General features: G+C 68.1%; 9 protein-coding genes. 5 read left to right on the top strand and 4 right to left on the bottom strand.

All coding sequences use genetic code 11. The features are described 5' to 3' along the window. Positions 1-31 precede the first annotated feature (31 nt). Positions 32-2,230, bottom strand: coding sequence for an ATP-dependent RecD-like DNA helicase (locus RVX_RS03640; RefSeq protein WP_116306308.1), 2,199 nt, complete (start codon positions 2,228-2,230; stop codon positions 32-34). 611 nt (positions 2,231-2,841) lie between these two features. Between RVX_RS03640 and RVX_RS03635 the strand changes: the two genes are divergently transcribed. The 3 genes from RVX_RS03635 (at position 2,842) to RVX_RS03625 (ending at position 6,195) form a co-directional block, all read left to right on the top strand. Continuing rightward, positions 2,842-3,333 (top strand): FecR family protein, encoded by a 492-nt coding sequence (locus RVX_RS03635; RefSeq protein WP_230404348.1) that lies wholly within the window; start codon positions 2,842-2,844, stop codon positions 3,331-3,333. A 9-nt stretch (positions 3,334-3,342) separates the two neighbouring features. Beyond that, entirely contained in the window at positions 3,343-3,933 is a 591-nt protein-coding gene (locus tag RVX_RS03630) for an OmpA family protein (protein WP_116304770.1), read from the top strand. Between the two features lie 162 nt (positions 3,934-4,095). Continuing rightward, positions 4,096-6,195 (top strand): CHASE2 domain-containing protein, encoded by a 2,100-nt coding sequence (locus tag RVX_RS03625; RefSeq protein WP_116304769.1) that lies wholly within the window; start codon positions 4,096-4,098, stop codon positions 6,193-6,195. A gap of 263 nt (positions 6,196-6,458) precedes the next feature. On the opposite strand, the gene aroC is transcribed toward RVX_RS03625, so the two are convergent. From aroC to aroL, 3 genes are all read right to left on the bottom strand, one after another. After that, positions 6,459-7,520, bottom strand: coding sequence for a chorismate synthase (gene aroC / locus RVX_RS03620; RefSeq protein WP_116304768.1), 1,062 nt, complete (start codon positions 7,518-7,520; stop codon positions 6,459-6,461). Between the two features lie 359 nt (positions 7,521-7,879). Continuing rightward, on the bottom strand, positions 7,880-8,302 hold the full coding sequence (locus RVX_RS03615; RefSeq protein ID WP_116304767.1) for a universal stress protein: 423 nt from the start codon (positions 8,300-8,302) through the stop codon (positions 7,880-7,882). Between the two features lie 179 nt (positions 8,303-8,481). Next, positions 8,482-9,015: a shikimate kinase AroL gene (gene aroL, locus RVX_RS03610; protein WP_116304766.1), complete on the bottom strand. Its 534-nt coding sequence runs from the start codon at positions 9,013-9,015 to the stop codon at positions 8,482-8,484. A 443-nt stretch (positions 9,016-9,458) separates the two neighbouring features. Between aroL and RVX_RS03605 the strand changes: the two genes are divergently transcribed. Continuing rightward, entirely contained in the window at positions 9,459-10,643 is a 1,185-nt protein-coding gene (locus tag RVX_RS03605) for an aminotransferase class I/II-fold pyridoxal phosphate-dependent enzyme (RefSeq protein ID WP_116304765.1), read from the top strand. After that, a complete protein-coding gene (locus RVX_RS03600) occupies positions 10,636-11,946 on the top strand; it encodes a homoserine dehydrogenase (protein ID WP_116304764.1) in 1,311 nt (436 codons plus the stop codon). The genes RVX_RS03605 and RVX_RS03600 overlap by 8 nt, the downstream gene beginning before the upstream one ends. Positions 11,947-12,180 lie beyond the last annotated feature (234 nt).

The following is a 12,180-nucleotide window of genomic DNA, read 5'->3' as shown; positions in this document are numbered from 1 at the left end:
CTCTTCAAAAATCCTCGCCTTTCCGCCCAGACTACCCCACGCCCAGCCCCAACGCCAACCGCCGGGCGAGGCGGGTGTGGCGCTTGTGCATGCGGTTGTTCTTGACGGCCATGGACAGGGCGCGCGGCTCGCCCACCAGCACCACCAGGCGCTTGCCGCGCGTGACGCCGGTGTAGATAAGGTTGCGTTGCAGCAGCATGTAATGCTGGGTCAGCACGGGGATGACCACGGCGGGGTATTCGGACCCCTGCGACTTGTGCACGGAGATGGCGTAGGCGGGGACGATCTCGTCCAGCTCTTCCCAGGCGTAGGGCACGTTGCGCTCGTCGAAGCGCACGGTAAGCTGGCGTTCCTTGGGGTCCACCAGGCAGATGCGCCCGATGTCGCCGTTGAAGACGTCCTTGTCGTAGTTGTTGCGGATCTGCATCACCTTGTCGTCCAGGCGGTACTGGCGTTCGCCGCGCTGCACGCACAGGGTCTGGCCGTTCAGGGCCTGCTGCAACCGCACGTTCAGGTTGCCCGCGCCCGCCGCGCCCTTGTGCATGGGGGTGAGCACCTGGATGTCGTCCACGGGATGCAGGCCGAAACGCCGGGGGATATGGTCGCGCACCAGTTCCACGATCATCTCCACGACCTTCTCGGGGTCGTCCTGGCGGATGAAGTAGAAGTCGGACAGCCGGTCGCGCGAGGAATCCAGCGGCGGCACCTCGCCGTGGTTGATGCGGTGGGCGTTGCAGATGATCTCGCTTTCGGCGGCCTGGCGGAACACCTCCACCAGTTCCACCACCGGCACCACGCCCGAGGCGATGACGTCGCGCAGCACGTTGCCCGGCCCCACCGAGGGCAGCTGGTGCACGTCGCCCACGAAGAGCAGCGTGGCCCCCAGCGGCACGGCCTTCAGCAGGTGGTACATGAGCATGGTGTCCATCATGGACGCCTCGTCCACCACCAGCAGGCCGCAGGCGAGGGGGTTGTCCTCGTTGCGGGCGAAGCCGTCCTCCTTGGGGCTGTACTCCAGCAGCCGGTGAATGGTCTTGGATTCGCGCCCGCTGGTCTCGGACATGCGCTTGGCGGCGCGGCCCGTGGGCGCGGCCAGCAGTATCTTGGCCCCGGTTTCGGCAAAGACCTTGATGATGGCGTTGATGATGGTGGTCTTGCCGGTGCCGGGGCCGCCGGTAAGCACCATGACCTTGGCGCGGGTGGCGGTGCGCACGGCTTCCAGCTGCTCCGGCGCGAGGGTGATGGACAGCTTGTCCAGCACCTTGGCGATGATGGCCTCCGGGTCGTCGAAGCGCACGGCTTTCGGCGAACGCAGCACCCGCTGCAGGTAGTAGGCGATCTTGGTTTCGTAGTGATGGTAGCGCGAAAGGAAGATGCCGAGTTCGCCGTCCATCTCCTCGATGACGATGCGTTCCTCGATTTCCAGCGTGCGCAGCGAATCCTCCACGAGGTCGGCGCGGATGTCGAGCTGGTCCGAGGTCTGGGCGATCAGCGCGTCGTGCGGCACGTAGACGTGGCCGTCGTCGTTCAGGCGTTGCAGGGTGTACAGGGTGCCCGCCTCTGCCCGCAGTTCGCTGTCGCGCGAGAAGCCCAGCTTTTCCGCCACGGTGTCGGCGGTATGGAAGCCGATGCCGTGGATGTCCATGGCCAGGCGATAGGGGTTCTCGCGCACCACGGAAAGGGCCTGCTGGCCGTAATGGCGGTAGATGCGCACGGCATAGGCGGTGCTGACCCCGTGCGGCTGCAGGAACATGATCAGGTCGCGGATGCCCTGGTGGTCGGACCAGCCCGCCTTGATGCGTTCCAGCGTCTTGCTGCCCACGCCGCTGACCCGCAGCAGCCTGTCCGGCTCCTCGTCCAGCACGCGAAAGGTGTCCTCGCCGAAGGCTTCCACGATGCGCGCGGCCATGGATTCGCCCACGCCCTTGATGAGGCCGGACCCCAGATAGTGGCGGATGCCCTCCACCGAGGCGGGCAGCAGGTTCTCGTAGCTTTCCATGGAAAACTGCCGCCCGAAGCGCGGGTTGTTCACCCAGCGGCCCACCAGCTTCAACGAGGCGCCCGGCTGCGGCGAGACCATGTGCCCCACCACGCTGATCATGTCGCCCTTGGGCAGCGGGCGCAGGCGCAGCACGGTGTAGCCGTTTTCCTCGTTGTGGAAGATGACGCGGTCGAGCACGCCGGAAAGCTGTTCCGGGGCGTCCTGCGCGTCTTGCAGGGCGGCCAGCATGGGGGCGGATTGCCCGGCGGGTGCGGCCTGCCGGGCGGCGGGCCGGGAAATTCGGGAGGAACGCGGGTTGCGCGGGTCGTGCTGCATGAGGTGTCCGGTTATGGGCGAGAAAAACGCGCGGGGCATGCCCGGCAGTCCGCAGCCCGGGCCAGTGGGGACAGGGTGGGACAACGGCGGGGCGGGGCAGGAAAAACGTGGGTACAGCAACAGCCCCTAGCCGCTCGGGCCGCACCCGTCAAGGATGGCGGGCCGGATGGAACAGCTGGGCCAGTGGGCAGGGCGGGCCAGATGGCGCAACCAGGCGACGAAGCAGACGCGGGGCGATGGGCGATGGGCGATGGGCGATGGGCGATGGGCGATGGGCGATGGGCGAAACGGAAAGACAAAGCCTGTCCACCCGCAAGCGCGGACAGCGCCGCGCTTGCACCCGCTCCGCAAGAACGCCGCCAAAAAACTAATTGTGTATAAAAATAACCAATGTCAGAAACAGCATAACGGGGGCTGCCCGCTTGCACGGCGCATGAGCCCGACGGGCAGCCCGGCAAGCACCCATGCAGCACGCGGAAGGGGTTTCCGCGCCTGCACAGTCCGCATACCACCCCGGGGGTTCCATGCGCATCGCTCGCCTGCCCATTTTCATGTTGCTGGCGGCCCTGACCATGCTGACGGGCCTGACTGTTCTGACTGGCCTGACGGGCGGGGCCACCGGCGTCGCCTTTGCGCGGGACGAACAGCCCGCCGCCAACTTCCGCTCGCTGTCCGGCGCGGTCACCCTGGAGCGCGCGGGCAGCCTCGTCCGGCCAACTCCGGGCGACCCGCTGCTGGTGGGCGACATCCTGCGCACCGGCCCGGACGGCAAGGCCGGGGTCAGCTTTCAGGACGGCAGCCGCATCGCCGTGGGGCCGGGCTCGGAACTGACGGTGCAGTCCTACCGCTTCGTCCCGCTGGAAAAGGACTACGACTTCGACGTGTACATGCAGCGCGGCGAGGCGGCCTATTCTTCGGGCAGGCTGGCCAAGCTCGCGCCCGAGGCGGTCAGGTTCCGCACGCCGCAGGCCGCCGTGGGCGTGCGCGGCACCCGTTTTCTCATCCGCGCCGAATAGGGGGACGCCATGCGCACGCTGATTTCCATGCTTCTGCTGTGCCTGCTGATGACGCTGGGGGCCTGCGCGCCCAAGACCACCGTGGTGCTGGTGCCCGACGACGACGGCAGCGTGGGCCGGGTGGTGGTGAAGGGGGGCGGGGCCGAACAGCCCCTGGCCGCCGCCAACGAATCCACCCAGGTGGCCGACAAGCCCGCCGCGCCCAGGGTGATGCCGCAACAGGAGATAGACCGCCTGTTCGGCGCATCCGTGGCCGCCATGCCGGAAGCGCCCAGAAGCTTTCTGCTGTACTTCCCCACCGGCTCCACGGAGCCGGAACCCGCCTCGCGCCCGGCGCTGGACGAGGCCGCCGCCGACATCACGCGCCGCGCCGTGAGCAACGTTTCGGTCATCGGGCACAGCGACAGCGCGGGAGACCCCGCCGCCAACCAGAAGCTGTCCATGGCCCGGGCCGACGCCATCCGCCGCATGCTTGAAGCGCGCGGGGTGCCCGCCAACGTCATGGCGCTTTCCGGGCACGGGGCCAACGACCCCATCGTGCCCACCGCCCCCGGCGTGGCAGAGGCCAGGAATCGGCGCGTGGAGATCCTGGTCCGCTAGGTTCGCCAATCCGTTTCCGGCGGCATCAACGCGGCGCGGGGAAGCATGGCGCCCCGCGTCGCGTCGCCGTCTGGCCCACGCTTCCCGGCCCGCACTCCCCGTCCCGCTCGCTCAGCCGCCGTGACGCGCCGCACCTTGCCGCGCGCGGCAAGGAACTCCCACATGCCATCCCCCGCCCCAGCCCCCCCACGCCCTGCCACCATTCCGCGCGCGCGGCTGGTGGCGGCCGTGACCATCGCGGGCCTGGTGCTGTCCGCGCTGTTCTGCCTGGTGGAACCGGGCCTGGTGCAGCTTGCGGACAACCGCATCCTCGATGGCCTGGCGCGACACAGGGTGCGCCAATCCACGCATGCGCAGCCCGGCCTTGCAGACCCTTCCGGCAGGCCCGATCAGGTCGTCATCGTGGACATCGACGAGGAAAGCCTGGCCGCCGCCGGTCAATGGCCATGGCCGCGCTACCTCACCGGGGGCATCGTGCGCCGCATTGCCGAAGCCCTGCCCGCCGCCGTGGGCGTGGACATCCTGTTCTCCGAGCCGGACCGCACCTCCATCGCCACCATCCGCAAGGCATTCCAGCGCGACTTCGGGCTGGACATCACCATCGCGGGCGTGCCGCGCGGCATGGAAGACAACGACGCCTACTTCGGCAGCGTGCTGGCCAAGGCAGAGGCCGTGGGCGCGGTGATGCACCTGTTCGACCTGATCACCCCCGACCCGGAAAACCTGCCGCGCCCGGTGCGCGTGACCGGCGAAACCACGGCCATCAACCCGGCGGAGGCCACGGGCATACTGTGCAACGCCGGGCCCATCCAGGCGGGGCTGGCCGGGTCCGGGTTCATCAACGTGGAAAAGGACGAGGACGGCAGCATCCGACGCGTGCCCCTGCTGCACCGTTTTCAGGGGCAGTACTACCCAAGCCTGGCCCTTGCCCTGTTCCTGCATGCGCGCTCCCTGCGCGAACTGCGGGTGGAGACGGACGCGCTGGGGCCGGTGCTGGTGGCGGGCGCGACGCGCATTCCCGTGGACGGCGAGGCCCGCATGCGGCTGCGCTTCGACGGCGGGGCGCGGGCGCACCGGTTCGTCCCGGCGGCGGACCTGCTGCGCGATGCGCAGGCCCCCGCCCTGTTCGCGGGGCGCATCGTCATTCTGGGGTCCAGCGCCGCACGGCTGAACGACCTGCACCACACCCCGGTGTCGGCCAACTACCCCGGCACCGAGGTGCACGCCGTGGCGCTGGACAACCTGCTGGACGGCAACCACCACCGCGACCCGGCCCATCCGGCGGCCTACCGGTTCATTCCGGCGGCGCTGGTGACCATGCTGGCGGGGCTGCTGTTTCTGCGCGCGGGGCCGCTGCGGGCCGGGGGGGCCACCCTGCTGGCGGCGCTGGCCTTTCCCGCCGTGGGGTCGGCCCTGTACCTGTGGCGGGGCATCGCCCTGCCCATGTCCGCCCCGGTGCTGGCCGCGCTGGCCCAGGGCGCGCTGCTTTCGCTGGCGTTGTACGCCCGCGAGCGGCGCATGGCCTTCGTGCGGCTGCGCCAGCTCAACCACGCCCGGCAGATGACCCTGGAATCCATGACCGCCGTGGCCGAAAGCCGCGACGAAATCAGCGGCGCGCACATCAAGCGCACCCAGCACTACGTGCGGGCGCTGGCCGAGGCCCTGCGCGACATCGGAAGGGGGGGCGGCAAGGAAACCTACCCCCAGCTGACCGAGGACTACATCGACCTGCTGTTCCATTCCGCGCCGCTGCACGACGTGGGCAAGGTGGCCGTGCCCGACAGCGTGCTGTTCAAGCCCGGCAAGCTCACCGACGAGGAATACGCCGTGATCCGCCAGCATGTGCGGCACGGCCGGAACATCATCGCCAACGCGGCGCAGGGCATGGAGGACGACGCCTTCCTGCACCTGGCGGCGGAAATAGCCTGGAGCCACCACGAAAAATGGGACGGCACCGGCTACATGGAAGGCCTTGCGGGCGAGGCCATTCCCCTGTCCGGCCGCCTGATGGCCGTGGCCGACGTGTACGACGCGCTGATCTGCGCCCGGCAGTACAAACCGGCCTTCCCCCACGCCAAGGTGCGCGAGATCATCCTGCAAGGCCGGGGCAGCCACTTCGACCCGGCGGTGGTGGACGCCTTCCTGCTGGCCGAAGAGGAATTCAAGCGCATCGCCACCGCCTACCGCGACCCGGAACCGGGGCACGAGCCGGATCCCGATCCGCCCGGCGGCGAAGTGCAGGCAGGCGACCCCAGGCAGTGAACGAAACACGTCGCCGACCGGGAGCTGAAGGGAAATGGGCAAATGAAACCGGCGGACGCTCCGGAAGGAGCGTCCGCCGGTTGCGTCTCAGCTACAGGGGGGTGACAGGTGTCTTTTAGCGAAGCTCCCAGATTGAGGAATTTTGCTTTCCGGCGAGGAAAACGCGTTTTTTGCGAAGGGAGTGTACTCTTCTCGTACTCGACCGGAGCAAAAAACGCGTTTGACGAAGCCGGAAGGCAAAAGAACCAATCTGGGGGCTTCGCTCAACCCATGCGGCGCTGGAGGAGAAGACTGTCCGCCAACACCAGCGCCACCATGGCCTTCAGCACCGGCACCACGCGCGGGATGGCGCAGATGTCGTGCCGCCCGCCCACGCGCAGCGGCGCGGGCCTGCCGTTGGTGTCGATGGTGATCTGCTCCTGCGCGATGGAAGGAATGGGCTTCACCGCCGCGCGCACCACGATGGGCTGCCCGTTGGAGATGCCGCCCAGAATGCCCCCGGCGTGATTGGTGTGGAAGCCGCCGGGTACGATGGGGTCGTTGTTCTCGCTGCCGCGCAGGCGCGCCGCTTCCAGCCCCGCGCCCACCTCCACGGCCTTCACCGCGCCCACGGACATCAGGGCATGGGCCAGCAGCGCGTCCAGCTTGTCGAACACCGGCTCGCCGAGGCCAGCGGGCACGCCGGTGGCTTCCACCTGCACGATGCCGCCCAGGGTGTCGCCCTCGGCCCGCACGTCGTGCACCAGCGATTCCCACGCGGGCACCACGTCCGGGTCGGGCGAAAAGAACATGCGCTCCTGCGCGCCCGCCGGGTCCACCACGTCGGCGGGCACCCCGCCGATCTCCACGGTGTAGGCGCGCACCGAAATGTCGTGCATGGCCAGCAGCGCCAGCGCCACGGCCCCGCCCGCCACGCGGGACACGGTTTCCCGTCCCGACGCCCGGCCGCCGCCGCGATGGTCGCGCAGGCCGTACTTGGCGTCGTAGGTGATGTCGGCGTGGCCGGGCCGGTACAGCTTGGCCAGGTCGCCATAATCGCGCGAGCGCTGGTCTTCGTTGGCGATGTGGAAACCGATGGGGGTGCCGGTGGTGACCCCCTCGAACACGCCGGAAAGCAGGCGCACGGTATCCGGCTCCTTGCGGGCCGTGCCCGCAAGGCCAGCGGATGCGCTGCCGGGGCGGCGCAGGTCCAGTTCGCGCTGGATGGCCGCTTCGTCCAGCGGCACCCCGGCGGGGCAGCCGTCCACCACGCCGCCAAGGCCGGGGCCGTGCGATTCGCCGTAGGTGGTCAGCCGGAAGATGCGACCGAAGGTGTTGCCGCTCATGGATGCTCCTGTCTGCCGGGACGCGCGGATTTTGTCTCGGGGGCTGTTTCCAAATTAGGATTTTCGTTCGTTGGCAAGGAAAACAAGCCTGCCATGAGGGAGTGCCCTAGCCGTCAGGTGAGCGCAGCAAACCTTACGGATAGGGGCCGCAACGCGCTTTTATCTTATTCGACCGAGCCTTAGCCGTTAGGCGAGCGAGTAGCGCGAGTCTTACGGATAAGGACAGCAACGCCATGGCAGGCGAAGTTTGACCGCTCTGCGCTCGATGCCCGTAAAGCTCGCAGACTCGCTTAACGGGCACGCTACGCGCCCTTCGGGTCGGTCAGCCAACGGGCGAAAAGACAATTTGGATACAGCCCCTACCGGATGACCATCACGGGACACGACGCCATCTGGAGCACCCGGTGGGTGACGCTGCCCAGCAGCAGGCCTTCCAGTTCCGAGTGCCCGCGCGAGCCCATGATGATCAGGTCGCAGCGCTCGTAGTCGGCGGCGTCCACGATGGCCACCTCCACCTTGCCCTCCAGAACCCGGTCGGCAAAGGGCACGCCACGCTCGCGCAGCAGCTTGCGGCAGGGTTCCAGCACTTCCTCGGCCTGGGCCACCAGCGAGTTGCGCGCCTGGTCGTAGGCCGTCTGCCCGAGAATGGGCGGGATGGACATGCGGCAGATGAGCAGCACCACTTCTGCGCCCACCAGCTTGGCGAAATCTGCGGCGTATTCCGCCGCGCGCTGCGAATAATCGGAACCGTCCACGGGAACGAGTATCTTGCGGATCTGCATGGCGACCTCACGGATGAACGCTGCGAAGGGGCACGGACGCCGCGCGCTGCCACGGCGCGCGGGTGTGCCACTATGCCCCCCGGGGGGCGGGCATGGCAAGGGGGCGCGGTGGTCCGGAACCGCCCAAGACCCAGGGAAACCGGGCAGGTGCGCACCCGGCCCGGCGAGAAGCCCGTGCGTTACGTGTCCAGCAGCCGGGCCAGCCGATCCGCCAGCGCCTGCGCGTCATCCCCGGCGTCCAGCACCGCGTGGGCGCATTCCCGGTACAGGGAATCGCGCGCGGCCAGCACCTCGGCCACTTCTTCCGCAATGGGTCGCCCGGTCAGCGAGGGGCGCTGGGCGGCCAGCGGATCGCGCGCGAGGCGTGCCGCCAGCAGTTCCACGCTGCCGCACAGGTAGGCCACAAGGCCCCCTTCGCGCAGCATGCGCCGGTTATCCTCCGCCAGCACCATGCCGCCGCCGGTGGCCACCACCAGGCCGTCCCGGCCAAGGGTGGCGCGCAGGGCATCGGACTCGCGCCGCCGGAATCCCTCCCAGCCTTCGCGGGCCACTATCTGCTCCACGGTCATGCCCGCCGTGGCGGTCACCGTGGCGTCGGTATCCTCGAAGCTCCACCCGGCGCGGGCGGCCAGGGCCCTGCCCACCGTGGTCTTGCCGCTGGCACGCGGCCCCACCAGATATACCCGCCGCGTCTGCCGCGTATCGTCGTTCATGCATCCCCCGGCACCGTTCGGCCAAACAGTCTACATTCATCGCAGCCTGGCCATGTTCATCGCAGCTAGGCGTATTGACCCGCATTTCTTTTTTGCAGTACAAACCTCGGACACCGCAACCCACGGTAGCCTCGCCGCCTGTCAGAGTTGCCTGTCCAGATGATTCGTCCGGATGCTTCCTCAGGGTTTTCCGCCCCGCGCACGGCGTCCACCAGACGCCCGCGCACCGGCACGCGGCGCACGCGCAATGTATACACGGCCATTCTCCACCACAAGAGTCATCGGCATGTCCCACCTCGACCGGACCGCTACCATCGCCACCACCGCCGCCGCTACCGCCGCGGCCGCCACCGCGGCAACCGCCGCCCGGTGACGCAGGCTTGCGCCGTTGGTTCGAGGCGGCGCTGCCGCCTCTTTTTGTTTCAACCACGGAGAACCTCGCCATGACCCAGTTTCCGCGCATGCACCGTCTGCCCCCCTATGTCTTTGCGACGGTGAACGAACTGAAGATGCAGTTGCGCCGCCAGAACGTGGACATCGTCGACCTTGGCATGGGCAACCCCGACATCCCCACGCCCCAGCACATCGTGGACAAGCTGGTGGAGGCGTCGGGCAAGGGCGTGAACCACCGCTACTCGGTGTCGCGCGGCATCCCCAACCTGCGCAAGGCCATCTGCGACTGGTACATGCGCCGCTTCGGCGTGTACCTTGACCCGGACACCGAGGCCGTTGCCACCATGGGCGCCAAGGAAGGGCTTTCGCACCTGTCGCTGGCCATGCTGTCGCCCGGCGACGTGGTATTCGCGCCGGACCCCACCTACCCCATCCACACCTATGCCCCCATCATCGCCGGGGCCGACGTGCGGCGCATTCCCATCGGGCGCGGGCGCGACTTCTTTGAAGACCTGCTGGTGGCCACCCGCCAGACCTGGCCCCAGCCCAAGCTGCTGTTCATCAGCTACCCGCACAACCCCACCTGCGAAATAGCCGCGCCGGAATTCTTCCAGAAGGTCGTGGACTTCGCCAAGGAACACAAGATCTACGTCATCCACGACTTCGCCTACGCCGACCTTGCCTTCGACGGGCACATGCCGCCCAGCTTCATGCAGGCCGAAGGGGCCAAGGACGTGGGCGTGGAATTCTTCTCCATGTCCAAAAGCTACTCCATGGCCGGGTGGCGCATGGGCTTCTGCGTGGGCAACCGCGACCTGGTCTACGCGCTGACCCGCATCAAGAGCTATCTCGACTACGGCCACTTCCAGCCCATCCAGATCGCGGCCACCGTGGCCCTGAACGGCCCGCAGGAATGCGTGACCGAGATCGTGGACACCTACCGCAAGCGCCGCGACGTGCTCATCGAAGGGCTTGACCGCGCGGGCTGGGACGTGCCGCCGCCCAAGGGCACCATGTTCGTGTGGGCGCAGATTCCCGAAGAATTCCGGGCCATGGGGTCCGTGGAATTCTCCAAGCTGCTGCTCAAGGAAGCCCACGTGGCCGTTTCTCCGGGGCTGGGCTTTGGCGCGCACGGCGACGACCACGTGCGCTTCGCCCTCATCGAGAACGAGCACCGTACCAAGCAGGCCATGAAGGGCATCAAGAAGGTGCTCTCCGGGAGGTCGTGTGGGTAGCGAAAGCGACAAGCCGGGCGGCAAGCCCCTGGTCATAGGCATGGCCGGGTTCGGCACCGTGGGCAGCGGCCTTGCCCGCGTGCTGGACGAGAACCGCCAGTGGATCACCGAGCGCACCGGCCGCGAGATGGTCATCAAGACCATTCTGGTGCGCGACCTGGCCAGGCCGCGCGCCTGGCCCGTGCCGCAGGGCGCAACCCTGACCGCCGATCCGGCAGTGCTCACCGACGACCCGGAAATCGACGTGCTGGTGGAACTGATGGGCGGCATTGCCGCCCCCCACGCCATCATCAAACGCGCGCTGGAAGCGGGCAAGCACGTGGTCACCGCCAACAAGGCCCTGCTGGCCGAAGACGGCTACGACCTGTACCGCCTGGCCGAGCAGAAGAACGTGGGCCTGCACCACGAGGCCAGCGTGGCCGGGGGCATCCCCATCGTCCAGACGCTGAAGGAAAGCCTGGCGGGCAACCGCATCGGCTCGCTGGTCGGCATCCTGAACGGCACGGCCAACTACATTCTGTCCGAGATGACCAGCAACGGCCTGGACTTCGCCACCGCCCTCGGGCAGGCGCAGGAACTGGGCTACGCCGAGGCGGACCCCACGCTGGACATCGAAGGGCACGACACCGCCCACAAGCTGGTGCTGCTCATCCGCCTGGCCTACGGGCTGGACTACCCCTACGCCGAACTGCCCGTGCAGGGCATTGCGGGCATCGACCGCATGGACATCGAGTTCGCGCGCGAACTGGGCTTTCGCATCAAGCTGCTGGCCCAGGTGCGCGATATCGACGGCAGGCTGGAGGCCGGGGTGTTCCCCACCCTGGTCAAGCACACCTTCCTCATCGCCCGGGTGGGCGGCGCGTACAACGCCATCCGCCTGGAAGGCAACGCCGTGGGCCCCGTGTTCCTGCACGGGCTTGGCGCGGGCAGCCTGCCCACCGCCAGCGCAGTGCTGGCCGACCTGATGACCGTGGCGCGCGGCGCGGCCCCGCACAACACCGGCTTTCAGCGCCAGGTGCCCCCCCGCGCCAACATCCTGCCCCCGGCCGACGCCGAAAGCAGCTACTACGTGCGCGCCATGGTGCCGGACAACCCCGGCGTGCTGCGCGACCTGGCCGGGGCCATGGCCGACCACTCCATCAGCATCGCCCAGGCCATCCAGAAAGGGCAGCACCCCCAGGGCGTGCCCCTGGTGTTCATGACCCACGCCGCCAAGGCCAGCGCCATCCAGGGCGCCATCGCCCAGGTGCGGGCCGCCGGGTTGTTGTTGGCGCCGCCCATCTGCTACCGCGTTCTGCAATAGGCAGAGAAAACGGAATAAGGGCAGGAAGAGTTCGCGGGGAAGGGGAACCTCTTGAAAGAGGTTCCCCTTCCCCGCACCCCATCCCCTCCAGAACTTTTTCATTGGGGGGATGCGACCGTAAGGCGGCATCCCAGCTTGCCCATACCGCCCGCGACGCACCTTACCGGCCTTTCTCTTGGTTTCTTTTCCTGCTGATGAACTGCCTTTCTTCCTTATACTCCGCGCCGGTCTTCC

The sequence above is a fragment of the Nitratidesulfovibrio sp. HK-II genome, from assembly GCF_003402415.2.
Taxonomy (GTDB): Bacteria; Desulfobacterota; Desulfovibrionia; order Desulfovibrionales; family Desulfovibrionaceae; genus Cupidesulfovibrio.
The sequence above is the reverse complement of the archived record's forward strand: the minus strand, read 5'-3'. Positions and strand labels throughout refer to the sequence as shown.

Bases quoted from the DNA above. Each gene is read 5' to 3' on its own strand.
- RVX_RS03635 (WP_230404348.1), top strand. From the start codon at position 2,842: ATGCGCATCGCTCGCCTGCCCATTTTCATGTTGCTGGCGGCCCTGACC.
- RVX_RS03630 (WP_116304770.1), top strand. From the start codon at position 3,343: ATGCGCACGCTGATTTCCATGCTTCTGCTGTGCCTGCTGATGACGCTG.
- aroC (WP_116304768.1), bottom strand. From the start codon at position 7,520: ATGAGCGGCAACACCTTCGGTCGCATCTTCCGGCTGACCACCTACGGC.
- RVX_RS03615 (WP_116304767.1), bottom strand. From the start codon at position 8,302: ATGCAGATCCGCAAGATACTCGTTCCCGTGGACGGTTCCGATTATTCG.
- RVX_RS03605 (WP_116304765.1), top strand. From the start codon at position 9,459: ATGACCCAGTTTCCGCGCATGCACCGTCTGCCCCCCTATGTCTTTGCG.
- RVX_RS03640 (WP_116306308.1), bottom strand. From the start codon at position 2,230: ATGCTGGCCGCCCTGCAAGACGCGCAGGACGCCCCGGAACAGCTTTCC.
- RVX_RS03625 (WP_116304769.1), top strand. From the start codon at position 4,096: ATGCCATCCCCCGCCCCAGCCCCCCCACGCCCTGCCACCATTCCGCGC.
- aroL (WP_116304766.1), bottom strand. From the start codon at position 9,015: ATGAACGACGATACGCGGCAGACGCGGCGGGTATATCTGGTGGGGCCG.